At 68.5% G+C, this 14,380-nt stretch carries 14 protein-coding genes; 12 read left to right on the forward strand and 2 right to left on the reverse strand.

Features of this window, described 5'->3' with window-relative positions; genetic code table 11:
- Window positions 1–63 precede the first annotated feature (63 nt).
- Together ACN5KJ_RS12635 and ACN5KJ_RS12640 are read left to right on the forward strand one after the other, a co-directional pair.
- Window positions 64–1,845, forward strand: a complete 1,782-nt coding sequence (locus ACN5KJ_RS12635) for an SLC13 family permease (protein WP_347165360.1) — start codon at window positions 64–66, stop codon at window positions 1,843–1,845.
- Window positions 1,846–2,297: 452 nt separating this feature from the next.
- A complete protein-coding gene (locus ACN5KJ_RS12640) occupies window positions 2,298–3,047 on the forward strand; it encodes a YebC/PmpR family DNA-binding transcriptional regulator (RefSeq protein ID WP_347165359.1) in 750 nt (249 codons plus the stop codon).
- Between the two features lie 135 nt (window positions 3,048–3,182).
- Here ACN5KJ_RS12640 and ACN5KJ_RS12645 read toward each other — a convergent pair whose 3' ends face one another.
- Window positions 3,183–4,076: a LysR family transcriptional regulator ArgP gene (locus ACN5KJ_RS12645; protein WP_418594361.1), complete on the reverse strand. Its 894-nt coding sequence runs from the start codon at window positions 4,074–4,076 to the stop codon at window positions 3,183–3,185.
- A 90-nt stretch (window positions 4,077–4,166) separates the two neighbouring features.
- Between ACN5KJ_RS12645 and ACN5KJ_RS12650 the strand changes: the two genes are divergently transcribed.
- From ACN5KJ_RS12650 to ACN5KJ_RS12685, 8 genes are all read left to right on the forward strand, one after another.
- On the forward strand, window positions 4,167–4,760 hold the full coding sequence (locus ACN5KJ_RS12650; RefSeq protein ID WP_418594363.1) for a LysE/ArgO family amino acid transporter: 594 nt from the start codon (window positions 4,167–4,169) through the stop codon (window positions 4,758–4,760).
- A gap of 97 nt (window positions 4,761–4,857) precedes the next feature.
- Window positions 4,858–5,754, forward strand: a complete 897-nt coding sequence (locus ACN5KJ_RS12655) for a DMT family transporter (protein ID WP_418594364.1) — start codon at window positions 4,858–4,860, stop codon at window positions 5,752–5,754.
- Between the two features lie 116 nt (window positions 5,755–5,870).
- On the forward strand, window positions 5,871–6,068 hold the full coding sequence (locus ACN5KJ_RS12660) for a hypothetical protein (protein WP_347165356.1): 198 nt from the start codon (window positions 5,871–5,873) through the stop codon (window positions 6,066–6,068).
- 388 nt (window positions 6,069–6,456) lie between these two features.
- Window positions 6,457–7,023: a transcriptional regulator BetI gene (gene betI / locus ACN5KJ_RS12665; RefSeq protein ID WP_418594366.1), complete on the forward strand. Its 567-nt coding sequence runs from the start codon at window positions 6,457–6,459 to the stop codon at window positions 7,021–7,023.
- A complete protein-coding gene (gene betC, locus ACN5KJ_RS12670; RefSeq protein ID WP_418594367.1) occupies window positions 7,020–8,528 on the forward strand; it encodes a choline-sulfatase in 1,509 nt (502 codons plus the stop codon). Before betI ends, betC begins: the two co-directional genes overlap by 4 nt.
- Before the next feature lie 110 nt (window positions 8,529–8,638).
- Window positions 8,639–10,096 (forward strand): betaine-aldehyde dehydrogenase, encoded by a 1,458-nt coding sequence (betB, locus tag ACN5KJ_RS12675; protein ID WP_418594369.1) that lies wholly within the window; start codon window positions 8,639–8,641, stop codon window positions 10,094–10,096.
- Between the two features lie 169 nt (window positions 10,097–10,265).
- Window positions 10,266–11,921 (forward strand): choline dehydrogenase, encoded by a 1,656-nt coding sequence (gene betA, locus ACN5KJ_RS12680; RefSeq protein WP_418594371.1) that lies wholly within the window; start codon window positions 10,266–10,268, stop codon window positions 11,919–11,921.
- A 293-nt stretch (window positions 11,922–12,214) separates the two neighbouring features.
- A complete protein-coding gene (locus ACN5KJ_RS12685; protein WP_347165354.1) occupies window positions 12,215–12,451 on the forward strand; it encodes a YdcH family protein in 237 nt (78 codons plus the stop codon).
- A 77-nt stretch (window positions 12,452–12,528) separates the two neighbouring features.
- Here ACN5KJ_RS12685 and ACN5KJ_RS12690 read toward each other — a convergent pair whose 3' ends face one another.
- On the reverse strand, window positions 12,529–13,041 hold the full coding sequence (locus ACN5KJ_RS12690; protein WP_418594372.1) for a glutathione peroxidase: 513 nt from the start codon (window positions 13,039–13,041) through the stop codon (window positions 12,529–12,531).
- A gap of 88 nt (window positions 13,042–13,129) precedes the next feature.
- Between ACN5KJ_RS12690 and ACN5KJ_RS12695 the strand changes: the two genes are divergently transcribed.
- Together ACN5KJ_RS12695 and ACN5KJ_RS12700 are read left to right on the forward strand one after the other, a co-directional pair.
- Window positions 13,130–13,399: a DksA/TraR family C4-type zinc finger protein gene (locus ACN5KJ_RS12695; RefSeq protein WP_347165352.1), complete on the forward strand. Its 270-nt coding sequence runs from the start codon at window positions 13,130–13,132 to the stop codon at window positions 13,397–13,399.
- Window positions 13,400–13,574: 175 nt separating this feature from the next.
- A complete protein-coding gene (locus ACN5KJ_RS12700; RefSeq protein ID WP_418594374.1) occupies window positions 13,575–14,249 on the forward strand; it encodes a hypothetical protein in 675 nt (224 codons plus the stop codon).
- Window positions 14,250–14,380 lie beyond the last annotated feature (131 nt).

Consider the following 14,380-nt stretch of genomic DNA (forward strand, 5'->3'; position numbering starts at 1 on the left):
CTTGCAACGCCTGCGCTGCTTCGCAAAAATGCGTTCGTTTGGGGATGAGCGACAAGGTATTGTATGAACTGGATCGACTTGAGCCAGACGGCGCAGGCGTGGGTGACGATTGCGGTGGTTATCGTGATGTTCGCCCTCTTCGTGCGCGAGACCTATCCGACCGAGGTCACCGCCCTTGGCGGCATGGCCGCGCTTCTGGCGCTGGGGGTGCTGCCGCAGGATGAGGCGCTGGCGGTGCTGGCGAACCCGGCGCCCTGGACCATCGCGGCCATGTTCATCGTCATGGGGGCCCTGGTGCGGACCGGTGCGCTGGATGCCTTCACCCGGCACGCGCAGGAACAGGTGATGAAGCGCCCGAAGATGGCGCTGGGTGCGATTCTCGGCTTCGTGGTGCTGGCCTCGGCCTTCATGAACAACACACCCGTCGTCGTGGTCATGCTGCCGGTCTTCGTGCAGATTGCCAACTCGCTGGGCGTCGCGCCGTCCAAGCTGCTGATCCCGCTCAGCTATGCGGCGATCCTTGGCGGCACGACCACGCTGATCGGGACTTCGACCAACCTGCTGGTGGACGGCATCGGGCGCCAGCGCGGGCTCGAGCCCTTCTCGATCTTCGAGGTCACCCCCATGGCGCTGGTGCTGGTCGCTGTCGGCATGGCCTATCTGTATTTTGCCGGGCGCTTCCTGCTGCCCGAACGGTCTTCGATGGCAGGCATGCTGTCGTCGGACCGCAGCCGGATGAAGTTCTTCACCGAGGCGGTGATCCCGCCGGATTCCAACCTGATCGGCCGCGAGGTGCTGGGCGTGCAGCTGTTCAAGCGCGAGGGCGTGCGGCTGATCGACGTGATCCGGGGCGACGAATCCCTGCGCCGCAACCTTGAAGGCGTAGAGCTGGAGGTCGGCGACCGCGTGGTGCTGCGCACGCAGATGACCGAGTTGCTGTCCCTGCAACGCAACAAGGAGCTGAAGCGCGTCGACCAGGTTTCCGCCAAGGAGACAACGACCGTCGAGGTGCTGATCTCTCCGGGCTGCAAGATGGTCGGGCGTTCGCTTGGTGCGCTGCGCCTGCGGCGGCGGTTCGGCGTCTACCCGCTGGCGGTGCACCGGCGGAACCAGAACATCGGGCGCCAGCTGGACGAGCTTGTGGTGCGCGTCGGCGACACGCTGCTGCTGGAAGGCAACGCCGAGGACATCAAGCGCCTCGCCGACGAGATGGACCTTGTCGATGTGGCCACACCCACCGTCCGCGCCTTCCGTCGCGGCCATGCCCCGGTGGCCCTGGGCGCGCTGGCGGCGGTGGTGATCCTCTCGGCGCTGGGTGTGGCGCCGATCCTGCCGCTGGCGGTGATCGCCGTGGCGGTGGTGCTGCTGTCGCGCTGCATCGACGCGGACGAGGCCTTTTCCTTCGTCGAGGGCCGCCTGCTGGCGCTGATCTTCGCCATGCTGGTGGTGGGCGCGGCGCTGGACAGCTCTGGCGCGGTCGAGATGATCGTCGGCGCGCTGGCGCCCTGGATGGAGACCCTGCCGCCGGTGCTGCTGGTGGCCTCGGTCTTCTTCCTGACCTCGATCCTGACCGAGGCGATCAGCAACAACGCGGTGGCGGTCGTGGTGACGCCCATCGCCATCGGGCTGGCCGCTGCCATGGGGGTCGATCCGCGCCCGCTGGTGGTGGCGGTGATGATCGCCGCCTCCTGCGCCTTCGCCACGCCGATCGGCTACCAGACCAACACGCTGGTCTATGGCCCCGGCGGCTATCGCTTCACCGACTTCCTGCGGGTCGGGCTGGGGATGAACCTTGTCATGGGCATCGTCGCCTCGCTTCTGATCCCGGTATTTTTCCCGCTGTGACGGGGCTTTAGGGGCAGTATTCGACAGGGCGGTGCAGCCTTCTGCCGGGCGGATGTTGCGGGCCCTTGAGATCTCTGCGCCCGGATGCGTTGCTGCGAAGCCGTAGCCCATGGCGGGCCGGTCGTCCGCGGCGGTCCGGGGGATCGGCAACGGGCGGGCGGTCTGGATCTGGGTCTTGAGTGGCTGGTCTGGGCCGGGACCGGCCCGCAGCCCGGACCGCCGCCGAGGATCGCGCCGGTCTTGTCGCGCCGGGCCAGCGCCCCGGGCCCCGGTCATGGACGGCGCGGCCTTCGGCGCCACTGGCCCAAGCTTCGGAGCGGGGGCAGAGGCAGGAAACGGGCAACGAAGGCGGGCTTGCCGCCGCGACGCGCCCGCGCCACGCGTCTTGGCAAGGGGGGGCGTCCTCCCGTATAGAGGCGCCCATACATCACAAACCGATATGAGGCGAGTACATGGCCGGCCATTCCAAATGGGCAAACATTCAGCACCGCAAGGGCCGACAGGACAAGTTGCGCGCCAAGGTCTTTTCGAAACTGTCCAAGGAAATCACCATCGCGGCGAAGATGGGCGACCCGGATCCGGAAAAGAACCCGCGCCTGCGTCTGGCGGTGAAAGAGGCCAAGGGCCAGTCTATGCCCAAGGACAATATCGAGCGCGCCATCAAGAAGGCCATCGGCGGCGAGGGCGAGGATTACGAGGAAATCCGCTACGAGGGCTATGGCCCGAACGGCGTTGCGGTGATCGTCGAGGCAATGACCGACAACCGCAATCGGACCGCCTCGACCGTGCGCTCGACCTTCACCAAGAACGGCGGCAACCTTGGCGAGACCGGGTCCGTCGGCTTCATGTTCGAGCGCAAGGGCGAGATCGTCTATCCCGCCTCGGTGGGGGACGCGGACGACGTCATGATGGCGGCGATCGAGGCCGGGGCCGAGGACGTGGAATCCTCGGAAGAGGGCCACACGGTCTACTGTGCCGACACCGACCTGAACGAGGTGTCCTCGGCGCTTGAGACGGCCCTGGGCGAATCCGAGTCGACCAAGCTGATCTGGAAGCCGACCACCACGACGGAACTGGATCTCGACGGCATGAAGACCCTGATGAAGCTGGTCGACGCGCTGGAAGAAGACGATGACGTGCAACGCGTCACCACCAACTTCGAGGCCTCGGACGAGGTCATGGAGCAGCTGGAAAGCCTCTGACGGGCAATCCGGTCTTTCTGGGCCGCGAGACCCGGACCGAAGCGGGCGGGGGCTGCCGCGACAGGCGGTGGCCCGGCCCATCCGGGTGCCGGGCCGGGGACGTGCGCGACCTCGACAAGGGCGGCCCCGGGGCCCCTAGGGGCCGTCCGGTCCCGCCTGTTGCACCAATCCGCGCTTCGCGGCCCGCACCATGGCCCGTGTCAGGGGCCGCAGCGCGGGTGCGACGAGGCTGCGCAGCTGCCAGTACAGCGGCACGTCGAAGGGGCGGTCGGGCGCCATGTCGCGCAGGCGGCCCGCCGCGATCTCTGCATCCACCAGCGGCGCCGGGTTCAGGCCCCAGCCCAGCCCCAGTTTCGCCGCCGTGACGAAGCCGTGGGTCGAGGGCAGCAGATGCGCGGGCGGCGACAGCGGCTGCCCGGTGAGCGCGGTGATCCAGGCCCGCTGGTGGCGGTCGTGCCCCGAGAAATCCAGCATGGGCGCCTGCGCCAGCGCCGTGGCGTCGAGGCCCCGCGCGAAGTGCCGGTCGTGGAAGGCGGGGGCGCAGGTGGCCCGGTAGCGCATCGCGCCCAATGCGATCACGTCGCAGCCCTGAACCGGGTTTGCCTGCGTGGTGACGACGGCAGAGACCTCGCCGCGCCGCAGCCGCTCCGCCGAGATGGATTCGTCCTCGACCACGATCTCGTACAGCAGGTCTGCGTCCGCCAGCGCGGGCAGGGCCCATGTATCCAGCGAATCGGCGTTCAGCACGATGCGGACGCGGGCGGCGGCGCGGGCTTGGTGCAGCTCATCCGCAAGCGCCGCATCCAGCAGCGCCTGCTCGCGGGCATGCCGGGCCAGGCGGGCGCCAAGCGCGGTGGCCTCGGCGGGGCTGGTGCGGATCACCAGCGGCGTCCCGGTGCGGTCCTCCAGCGCGCGGATGCGCTGCGAGATCGCCGAGGGGGTGACGCCAAGCGCGGCGGCGGCTTCCTCGAAGCTGCCAAGACGCAGGACCGCCTCGAGGGCGGCAAGCTGGGCGGGGTCGAGGCGCATCCTTAGCTGTCCTTATGCAGATGCAGGCAGATTAATTTGGCTTATCCCGGGTGTCACCGTAGTCCGGTCCGAAAGAGGGAGAGAGCGGTGATGCAGAGTGTCTTCGCGGGCTACGCCCTGGGGCTGAGCCTGATCGTGGCGATCGGATCGCAGAACGCCTTTGTCCTGCGGCAGGGGCTGCGCGGCGAACATGTGCTGCCGGTGGTCCTGGTCTGCGCCCTGAGCGACGCGCTTCTGATCGCGGGCGGCGTGGCCGGCATGGGTGCGCTGGTGCGCGCGGCGCCCTGGCTGGAGGGCGCGATGCGGCTGGCGGGGGCGGCCTTCCTGATCGCCTACGGGCTGCGCAGCCTGTGGTCGGCCTGGCGGGGCGGCGCGGCGATGACGGCGGGCAGGGGGGTGGGCAGCCTGCGGGCGGCGCTTCTGACCTGCCTCGCCCTGACCTGGCTGAACCCGCATGTCTACCTCGACACGGTGCTGCTGCTGGGCGCGGTCTCGGGCGAGGCCGCCTGGCCCCTGGGTTTCGGCATCGGGGCGGTGACAGCCTCGTTCAGCTTCTTCTTCGCACTGGGCTTCGGCGCGCGGTTGCTGGCGCCGGTCTTTGAGCGTCCGGGGGCGTGGCGCGTGCTGGACGCGGGCATCGGAGTGACCATGTGGCTGATCGCGGCGGGGCTGCTCTTGGGGTGAGGCCGGTTTCTTAGAAAGAAACCGCCACGAATTCTTTGCAAGAATTCGGCGCCCCCGCCGCTTGCGCCTGCCCGGATATCCGCTAAGCCTGAGGCCCATGGACATGACGGCGCGCCCGGCGCAGGGCATCTTCTGGATGGCGGTCACGGGGCTGTGCTTCGTTGCTGTCACGGCTTTGGTGAAGCTCCTGGGCGAGCGCATCCCCGCCGCCGAATCCGCCTTCCTGCGCTACCTTTTGGGCCTCGTTTTCCTGCTGCCCATGGCGCGCAGCCTGTCCCGCCTGCGGCTGTCGGGGCGGCAGTGGCAGCTGTTCGGCCTGCGTGGCCTGTTGCATACGGCGGGCGTGGTGCTGTGGTTCTTCGCCATGACGCGCCTGCCCATCGCCGAGGTCACGGCGATGAACTACCTCAACCCGGTCTACGTGACGATCCTCGCGGTGTTCTTCCTGGGCGAGACGCTGGCCTTTCGCCGCATCCTTGCCATTGTCGCGGCGCTGCTCGGCGCCTTGCTGATCCTGCGGCCCGGGTTCCGCGAGCTCGACCCCGGCCACATCGCCATGCTGGGCACGGCGCTGTTCTTCGCCGGCTCCTACCTGCTGGCCAAGATCCTCTCGGGGCAGGTCAGCGCCGCCGTGGTCGTGGCGCTACTGTCGATCACGGTGACCGTCGGGCTGGCGCCGCTGGCGCTGGCGGTCTGGGTCTGGCCGACCGGCTGGGAGCTGCTGGTGCTGTTTGGCGTGGCCAGTTTCGCGACCGCCGGGCATTACACCATGACGCTGGCCTTCGCCGCCGCCCCGGTGTCGGTGACGCAGCCGGTCACCTTCCTGCAACTGGTCTGGTCGGTGCTGGTGGGCTGGGTCTTCTTCGCCGAGCCGCCGGATTTCTGGGTGATCGGGGGCGGCTCGCTGATTGTCGGCGCCGTGGTCTTCATCACCTGGCGCGAGGCGCGGTTGAAGAAAGCCGTGACCCCGGCGGTGCCGGAAACGAAGCTCTGATTTCGCCCGGCATTGTTCGCGCCTCGTGAAAAATCCCCGGTGGCGCCCAAGCGGCGCCGCATTTGGCGGGCATTCATTGACCCAACGGAAGTCAGAGTGCGACGCAGGAGGGACGGATGTTTACGGAAAGCACAGTGACCGGGGATATGAGGGAGGTGGAAAGCTTCCTGCTGGCCGAGCGGCAGAAGGTGCTGTCGGAGGCGGAGTGGCGGTTCCGGATGCGGGGCTACGGCTACAACCTGCGCCGGACCGAGGGGGGCGTCGAAGTGGCGCGCCTGCCGAAGAACGAGGTCCTGGGCGTCTTTTCCATCTGAGGCCAGGCCCGGCGTGGTCCGGATCGGCCCGTCGGAAAGGCGGGCAGGGCACCCGGGTCATGGGCCGGATGCCATGGCCAGGGGGCGGGGTCGCCCGAGGACCCGGCTGGCAAGCGGGGGACCGGTTGCACAAGCTGGCCTCTCCGAGGAGCTGTCACGGGTCGAGGCTGCACCACAGGCAAAGAGGGGATAAACCCTTCGCCGGTCGCTTATCGGCGCGACAGGCTCTGCTTCAAGCCTGATCCGACAGCGGAGCGCGCCGTTTTCACTGGGCCGGACCGATGCGCCCGTGCCGCTGCCTCGGGGGCCGTTTGCCCGGCAGACAGATGGCGGTGACAGACTGGTGATTTTGATTGACGCACCAGTCAATAAACGGCAGTTTGCCGTCATGCCCAAGATTGGACAGGAACCTCTTCGCAGGGCGGCCCTTATGGAAGCCGCCGTGGCCGAGATCGGCGAGGCCGGGACGCTTGACGTCACGGTCGGCCAGATCGCGCGCCGTGCCGGCATGTCCAGCGCTCTGGCCCATCACTACTTTGGCGGCAAGGCGCAGATCTTCCTGGCCGCGATGCGGCACGTGCTGACCGAATACGGGCAAGAGGTGCGGCGCGCCCTGGCCGGGGCCGAAGAGGGCCGGCGGCTGGAGGCGATCATCGACGCGAGCTTTGCCGAAAGCTGTTTCCGGCCCGCGACGGTTTCGGCCTGGCTGACCTTCTACGTGCTCTCGCTCAGCGATCTGGAAGCGGCGCGGCTGCTGCGGATCTACCAGCGGCGGCTGCGGTCGAACCTCGTGGATGCGTTGCGCGGGCGCACCGACCGGCCCGGGCCGGTGGCCGAGCATCTGGGCGCCCTGATCGACGGTGTCTACCTGCGCGCGGCGCTCTCGGGGCGGGGCGTGGGCGGGGGCGCGGAAGAGGTGCTGGCCAGCGCCTATGCGATGATGGGGACGCGATGAGCCAGCCGAATATCCTGATCCTGATGGTCGACCAGCTGAACGGGACGCTGTTCCCGGACGGCCCCGCCGACTGGCTGCACGCGCCGAACCTGAAGGCGCTGGCGGCGCGGGCGACGCGCTTCGCCAATGCCTACACGGCCTCGCCGCTGTGCGCGCCGGGGCGGGCCTCTTTCATGTCGGGGCAACTGCCCAGCGTCAGCCGGGTCTACGACAATGCCGCCGAGTTCGCCTCGGACATACCCACCTATGCGCATCACCTGCGCCGGGCGGGCTACCAGACGGCGCTCTCGGGCAAGATGCATTTCGTCGGCCCCGACCAGCTGCACGGCTTCGAAGAGCGGCTGACCACCGACATCTACCCCGCCGATTTCGGCTGGACACCGGACTATCGCAAGCCTGGCGAGCGGATCGACTGGTGGTACCACAATATGGGCTCGGTGACGGGCGCGGGTGTGGCCGAGATCTCGAACCAGATGGAATACGACGACGAGGTCGCGCATCACGCCAGGATGAAGCTCTATGACCTCGCGCGGGGTCTGGATGCGCGGCCCTGGTGCCTGACCGTGTCCTTCACCCACCCCCACGACCCCTATGTGGCGCGGAAGAAATACTGGGATCTTTACGAGGATTGCGCGCATCTGCTGCCGCAGGTTCCGGCCATGGCCTACGAGGATCACGACCCGCATGCGCAGCGGATCTTCGACGCCAACGACTGGCGCAATTTCGATATCAGCGAAGAGGACATCCGCAGGTCGCGGCGCGCGTACTTCGCCAATATCTCGTATCTCGACGACCACATCGGCACGCTCTTGCAGACGCTCGAGGACACCCGGCAGGAGGCCGTTGTGGTCTTCGTCAGCGACCACGGCGACATGCTGGGCGAGCGCGGGCTGTGGTTCAAGATGTGCTTCTACGAGGGTTCGGCCCGGGTGCCCATGATGATCGCCACGCCCGGCGGGCAGGGGGGGAGGGTGACCGACCCGGTGTCCAACATCGACATCTGCCCGACGCTTTGTGCGCTGGCGGGCGTGGACATGTCCGAGGTCATGCCCTGGACCGAGGGCGAGTCGCTGGTACCCCTGATGAGGGGCGCCGCCCGCAAGACGCCGGTGGCGATGGAATACGCGGCAGAGGCCAGCTACTCGCCGCTGGTCTGTCTGCGCGAGGGCCGGTGGAAATACACCAACTGCGCGCTGGATCCCGAGCAGCTCTTCGACCTCGAGGCCGATCCGCACGAGCTGGAGAACCGTGCCGATGACCCGGCGGCGAAATCCGTGCTGGAAGGGTTCCGCGTCAAGGCCGCCGCGCGCTGGGACCTGGAACGCTTCGACGCCGAGGTGCGGCAAAGCCAGGCCCGGCGCTGGGTGGTCTACGAGGCGCTCCGGCAGGGCGGCTATTACCCCTGGGATTTCCAGCCGCTGCGCGCGGCCTCGGAACGCTACATGCGCAACCACATGGACCTGAACGTGCTGGAAGAGAACAAGCGCTTCCCGCGCGGAGAATGACCGGGCGCGCCTGCGGCCTCGTCTTCGAAGGCCGCCCGCCCACCCACCCCGTCCTCCGAAGACGAGGCCCCTTCGGGGCGGTCCGGGGGCTTTGACCTCGAGGTTTTGCAATGGCCTATGACACGCAACCCACCGCCAGCCACTTCATCGACGGCGCCTATGTCGAGGACAGCGCCGGAGAGAAAATCGAGGTGATCCACCCCGCCACCGGCGCGGTGATCGCCCGCGTGCACGCGGCGACCCCGGCGGTGATCGAGCAGGCGGTGACCTCGGCGCTGCGGGCGCAGGCGGAGTGGGCGCGCGTGCCGGGCACGGAACGCGGCCGCATCCTGCGCCGCGCCGCCGACCTGATGCGGGAGCGCAACCGCGACCTCTCGGTGCTGGAGACATGGGACACCGGCAAGCCCCTGCAGGAAACGCTGGTGGCCGATGCCACCTCGGGCGCCGACGCGCTGGAATACTTCGGCGGGCTGGCGGCGAGCCTGACCGGCGAACACGTCCAGCTGGGCGAGAACTGGGGCTATACCGTGCGCGAGCCGCTGGGGCTCTGCGTCGGCATCGGGGCGTGGAATTACCCGACCCAGATCGCCTGCTGGAAGGGCGCGCCGGCGCTGGCCTGCGGCAATGCGATGATCTTCAAACCCTCCGAGGTGACGCCGCTCTGTGCCCTGAAGGTGGCCGAGATCCTGCACGAGGCGGGCCTGCCCGCCGGGCTCTACAACGTGGTGCAGGGGGCGGGCGCCGTGGGCGGCGCGCTGGTCACCGACCCGCGGGTCGAGAAGGTCTCGCTGACCGGCTCGGTGCCGACGGGGCGGCGGGTCTATGCAGCCGCCGCCGAGGGCATCAAGCATGTCACGATGGAACTGGGCGGCAAATCGCCCCTGCTGGTCTTCGACGATGCGGATGTGGAAAACGCCGTCGGCGGCGCGATCCTCGGCAACTTCTATTCCTCCGGGCAGGTCTGCTCGAACGGCACCCGGGTCTTCGTGCAGACCGGCATCAAGGAGCGCTTCTTGACGCGCCTCGCCGAACGGCTGAAGGGCGCGATCCTCGGCGACCCGATGGATGGGGCCACGAACTTTGGCCCGCTGGTCTCGCAGGCGCAGCGCGAGAAGGTCATGGGCTACATCGCCGAGGGCCGGGCCGAGGGCGCCCGTCTCGTGACCGGCGGCGCGGCCCCCGATGGCCCCGGCTTCTTTGTCGAACCCACGGTCTTCGCCGATGTCACCGACAGCATGACCATCGCGCAGGAGGAAATCTTCGGCCCGGTCATGGCGGTGCTCGACTTCGAGACCGAGGACGAGGTCATCGCCCGCGCCAATGCCACCGACTTCGGCCTCTCCGCCGGGGTCTTCACGACGGATTTCGCCCGCGCGCATCGGGTGATCCGCCAGCTTCAGGCCGGGTCCTGCTTCATCAACTCCTACAACGACGCGCCGGTCGAACTGCCCTTCGGCGGCTCCAAACGCTCCGGCGTGGGGCGCGAGAACGCAAGGGCCGCGATCGAGCACTACAGCCAGCTCAAAAGCGTCTACGTGCGCATGGGCGACGTCGAGGCACCCTTCTGATGGCCGCCCCCTCCGCACCCCCACGCCGCACGACCCGGCCCCCGCTCACCCCAGCGCGTCCCAGGCCCGAAATGAGGCGCACCCCCGCGTTTCTTCTGTCCGGAAATATCCCCGCCGGAGGCATCTGCCGCCAGCCACGGACGCAGCATCCGACCCGTGCGGGGCGCCCATGACCCGGCCCGACTATATCGTCATCGGCGCGGGCAGCGCGGGCTGTGCCATGGCCTACCGGCTGGCCGAGGCCGGGCGCTCGGTGCTGGTGATCGAACACGGCGGCTCCGACCGGGGGCCCTTCATCAATATGCCCGGCGCGCTCAGCTACCCGATGAACATGCGGCGCTACGACTGGGGCTTCCAGACCGAACCGGAACCGCATCTGGGCAACCGCCGCCTTGCCTGTCCGCGCGGCAAGGTGCTGGGCGGGTCGTCCTCGATCAATGGCATGATCTACGTGCGCGGCCATGCCCGCGACTACGACCACTGGCGCGACGAGGGCTGCGCGGGCTGGGGCTTTGCCGATGTGCTGCCCTATTTCAAGCGCATGGAGGACTGGCACGACGGCGGTCATGGCGGCGATCCGGCGTGGCGCGGGCAGGGCGGGCCCTTGCACGTGACGCGCGGGGCGCGGGACAATCCCCTGACGCGGGCCTTCGTCGAGGCGGGCAGGCAGGCCGGCTACCCGATCACCGGCGACTACAACGGGCACCGGCAAGAGGGCTTCGGCCCCTTCGACATGACCGTCTGGAAAGGCGAACGCTGGTCGGCGGCCAAGGCCTACCTGCGTCCGGCGCAGGCCATGGGGGCAGAGGTCACGCGCGCCTTCGCTCGCCGCGTGGTCATCGAAGAGGGCCGGGCCGTGGGCGTCGAGGTCCAGCGTGGTGGCCGGACAGAGGTCCTCCGCGCCGCGCGCGAAGTCATCGTCTCGGCCAGCGCGATCAATTCGCCGAAGCTTCTGATGCTCTCGGGCATCGGCCCGGCGCGGCATCTGGCCGAGCATGGCATCCCGGTCGTGGCGGACCGGCCCGGTGTGGGGCAGAACCTGCAGGACCACCTTGAACTTTACGTCCAGATGGCCGCGACTCAGCCCGTCAGCCTCGCGAAATACTGGAACCTTGCGGGCAAGGCCTGGGTCGGGGCGCAGTGGCTTCTGGCGCGGAAGGGGCCGGGGGCCTCGAACCAGTTCGAAAGCGCGGGCTTCATCCGGTCGCGCGCCGGGATCGACTACCCGGACCTGCAATACCACTTCCTGCCGATCGCGGTCCGCTACGATGGCCGGGTCGCGCCCGAGGGCCACGGCTTTCAGGCGCATGTGGGGCCGATGCGCTCGCCCTCGCGCGGGTCGGTCACGCTTCGGTCCGCTGATGCGGGCGCCGATCCGCGCATCCTCTTCAACTACATGTCCGAGGCGCAGGACTGGCAGGATTTCCGCACCGCGATCCGCCTGACGCGCGAGATCTTCGCCCAGCCCGCCTTCGCTCCCTATCGCGGCAAGGAGTTGCAGCCGGGCGCCGAGGCGCAGTCGGACGAGGCGCTGGATGCGGTGATCCGCGAACACGCCGAAAGCGCCTATCACCCCTGCGGCACCTGCCGGATGGGGGCTGTGGACGATCCGCGCGCGGTCGTCGATCCCGAGGGTCGGGTGATCGGCGTCGAGGGGCTGCGCGTGGCCGACAGTTCGCTGTTCCCGCGCATCACCAACGGCAACCTCAACGCGCCCTCGATCATGGTCGGCGAGAAGATCGCCGACCATGTTCTGGGCCGCCGCCTGCCGCCCGACAACGCCGAGCCCTGGCTGCATCCCGCGTGGCAGACGGCACAGCGGTAAGGGCTGCGGGCTAGCTGTCATTGCCCTGTCATGCCGGGTTGAAGAGATCGCGGCGGGCAGGGCCGGGCGGTGTTCCTCTGCCGGGTCTTCGGTGCTTGCCGGTCGAGGCCCGAGGCAGAAAGTGCCGCGCCCGGGGGTGACCGGACGGGCGTCGCACGGACCGGGTGTGCCCTTTGTTCGCCACCCGGACGGGCCGCGTGCGCCCGCAAGGCTGCCGGTTTGATGCGGGTCAAGGTGCGGGGTCCCGGGCTCTGTCAGGGTGCCTTCGACAGAGGAACCAAAGGAGACCCGCAATGTCGCATGTGCCGCATGAACTGGCCGAGGAATTCCCCGAGCACGCCGCCCGGATGAGCGCCCTGAAGCAGACCGATGCGCATTTCGCGCGGCTGTCCGAAACGTATCACGCGGTCAACCGCCGCATCCACCGCGCCGAAACCCGGGTCGAGCCGATGGACGATCTCGCCGAAGAGGCCCTGCGGAAAGAGCGGGCCGGGCTGAAGGACCAGCTTTATGCGCTGCTGAAGGCCTGAGGCCGAGGCTGGCGGGTGCGCGCCCCGTGCCCCTCTCCTGCCGGAGAGGGCCACCGGCCCATCCGCGAGCCACGCCCCTAGTCCAGCGCGGCCTCCACCGCGCCGGTGACGGCGGATGCCAGGGGCCGCGTCGTCGCGCCCCATGTCGCAAGCACCGCGCCGTCGGGGCCGATGAGGATCTTGTTGAAGTTCCACGCGGGTTCGAAGCCTTCGGTCTGCCGGACCCAGGCGTAGAAGGGATGCGCCTCGCTGCCCCGGACATGGGTGATATCGGTCATCGGCAGGGTCAGGCCGAAGGTCGTCTCGCAGTAGTCCTTCACCGCCTCGGCACTGTCGAGTTCCTGCCGGAAATCGTCCGAGGGCACCGCAAGGACCACAAGGCCCCGGTCGCGATACCTGTCATAAAGCGTCTGCAACCCATCGTATTGCGGAGTGAAACCGCAGCGCGAGGCGGTGTTGACCACCAGCACCGGCTGGCCCTGCCATTCCGCTAGGTCCAGCGTGCCGCCGTCGATGCTGGTGAAGGTAAAGGGTTCCGCCGCCTGGATCGCGGTGGCCAGCGGAAGGGCAAGAAGCAGGATGCGCAGCATGGATCGGACCTTTCTTTGAGACAGATACGTGGCATTCTGCGTTTTGGTTTCAAAGTGTCGTATGGTGACGGAAAAGGAGGGTTTGGCCATGGCAGGCGGATGGAGCCGCGACGGCGCGGTCAGCGAACAGATCGAGGCCTCGATTGCCGAGGAGCTGGAGCGCATGAAGGCGCGCAGGGGGCCTTCGGGCGAAAGCTTTCGCGAATGCGCCGAATGCGGCGAGGAAATCCCCGAGAAGCGGCGTGTGGCGTTGCCGGGGGTGAAGCTATGCGTCGACTGCGCCTCCGAGCGTGACGGGGTGTTCCGCGCGAAGGCGGGCTTCAATCGGCGCGGATCGAAGGACAGCCAGCTGAAGTAAGGCCTTGCGCGGGTGCGCGCAGTGGTCTCGCTTTCGCCCGTGCACCCCTGAGGGCGCTGGCCTCTGTGCCAAAGGGCAGGCCCCCGTGGCGTTGACAGGCCGCTGCGGATTTGATCCTTGGCCAAAGACGCCCGGGGCCGGAGTGCCGCCCCGCCTCCCTGATCGAAGACGTGCCATGCCCCACCCGGATCAACCCAGAACGACGCTAGGGCGCAGGCTTGCCGCCGGTGTGCCGCAGAAGGTCTTGCGCGACGTCTGGAACCGGGCGCGCTTTGGTCCGGGCGCGCCGCGCAGCGACGAACGGATCTACGTGGCGCCCTGCGATGTGCGCTATATCCATGTGACGGACGGCACCGTGGGCAAGTCCATGTTCCGGCGCAGGCACAGCGGCATGGTGCGCGGCGGCGACTGGGACCTGTCGCGCGCGCCGCTGCCCGAAACGCGGGCGGCGCGGGTCATCCACGATCACTTTGTCCGGGGGATGAGCTGGGCGGAAACCGGGATCGTGGACTATCATCTGGAAAAGATCGCCGAGAAGGGGATTTCCGAGGGCGCCCGCACGCTGGAAGAGATCATGGCCCGCTACGAGGATCTCGACCGGGTCTATGAAGAGGCGCAGAGGACCGGCAGGCTGCGCCCGCGCAGCGAATTGCCCGGACACCTGCGGCGCGAATACGACGGCATCTATGTCCACATCGCCCGGGACGGCGAGGTGCTGCGCTCTGGCGGCGGGCGCAACCGCTTTGCCATTGCCCGGGTGCTGGGGCTGCCGAAGATCCCGGCGCAACTGGGCATCATCCACCCCGAGGCGGTGCGCACCGGTGTCCTGACGCGGCTGCGTCAGGAGTAAGCAGCGCCGGGGGCCCCTTGCCCCGGTTTGGGATATTGACGGAGCGGACCCGATGAGGCGTGATGCCTGTAAAGCCGGAGGACCGGCGCGGCGTGACCTGCGGTTCGAGCGAGGCGGCGCAGATGCCCGGA

Source organism: Ponticoccus sp. (in: a-proteobacteria) (assembly GCF_048381735.1).

Coding starts and splice junctions, on each gene's coding strand:
- ACN5KJ_RS12685 (WP_347165354.1), top strand. CDS start 12,215: ATGTCGCATGTGCCGCATGAACTGGCCGAGGAATTCCCCGAGCACGCC.
- ACN5KJ_RS12635 (WP_347165360.1), top strand. CDS start 64: ATGAACTGGATCGACTTGAGCCAGACGGCGCAGGCGTGGGTGACGATT.
- betB (WP_418594369.1), top strand. CDS start 8,639: ATGGCCTATGACACGCAACCCACCGCCAGCCACTTCATCGACGGCGCC.
- ACN5KJ_RS12695 (WP_347165352.1), top strand. CDS start 13,130: ATGGCAGGCGGATGGAGCCGCGACGGCGCGGTCAGCGAACAGATCGAG.
- ACN5KJ_RS12690 (WP_418594372.1), bottom strand. CDS start 13,041: ATGCTGCGCATCCTGCTTCTTGCCCTTCCGCTGGCCACCGCGATCCAG.
- betI (WP_418594366.1), top strand. CDS start 6,457: ATGCCCAAGATTGGACAGGAACCTCTTCGCAGGGCGGCCCTTATGGAA.
- betC (WP_418594367.1), top strand. CDS start 7,020: ATGAGCCAGCCGAATATCCTGATCCTGATGGTCGACCAGCTGAACGGG.
- ACN5KJ_RS12655 (WP_418594364.1), top strand. CDS start 4,858: ATGGACATGACGGCGCGCCCGGCGCAGGGCATCTTCTGGATGGCGGTC.
- ACN5KJ_RS12660 (WP_347165356.1), top strand. CDS start 5,871: ATGTTTACGGAAAGCACAGTGACCGGGGATATGAGGGAGGTGGAAAGC.
- betA (WP_418594371.1), top strand. CDS start 10,266: ATGACCCGGCCCGACTATATCGTCATCGGCGCGGGCAGCGCGGGCTGT.
- ACN5KJ_RS12700 (WP_418594374.1), top strand. CDS start 13,575: ATGCCCCACCCGGATCAACCCAGAACGACGCTAGGGCGCAGGCTTGCC.
- ACN5KJ_RS12640 (WP_347165359.1), top strand. CDS start 2,298: ATGGCCGGCCATTCCAAATGGGCAAACATTCAGCACCGCAAGGGCCGA.
- ACN5KJ_RS12650 (WP_418594363.1), top strand. CDS start 4,167: ATGCAGAGTGTCTTCGCGGGCTACGCCCTGGGGCTGAGCCTGATCGTG.
- ACN5KJ_RS12645 (WP_418594361.1), bottom strand. CDS start 4,076: ATGCGCCTCGACCCCGCCCAGCTTGCCGCCCTCGAGGCGGTCCTGCGT.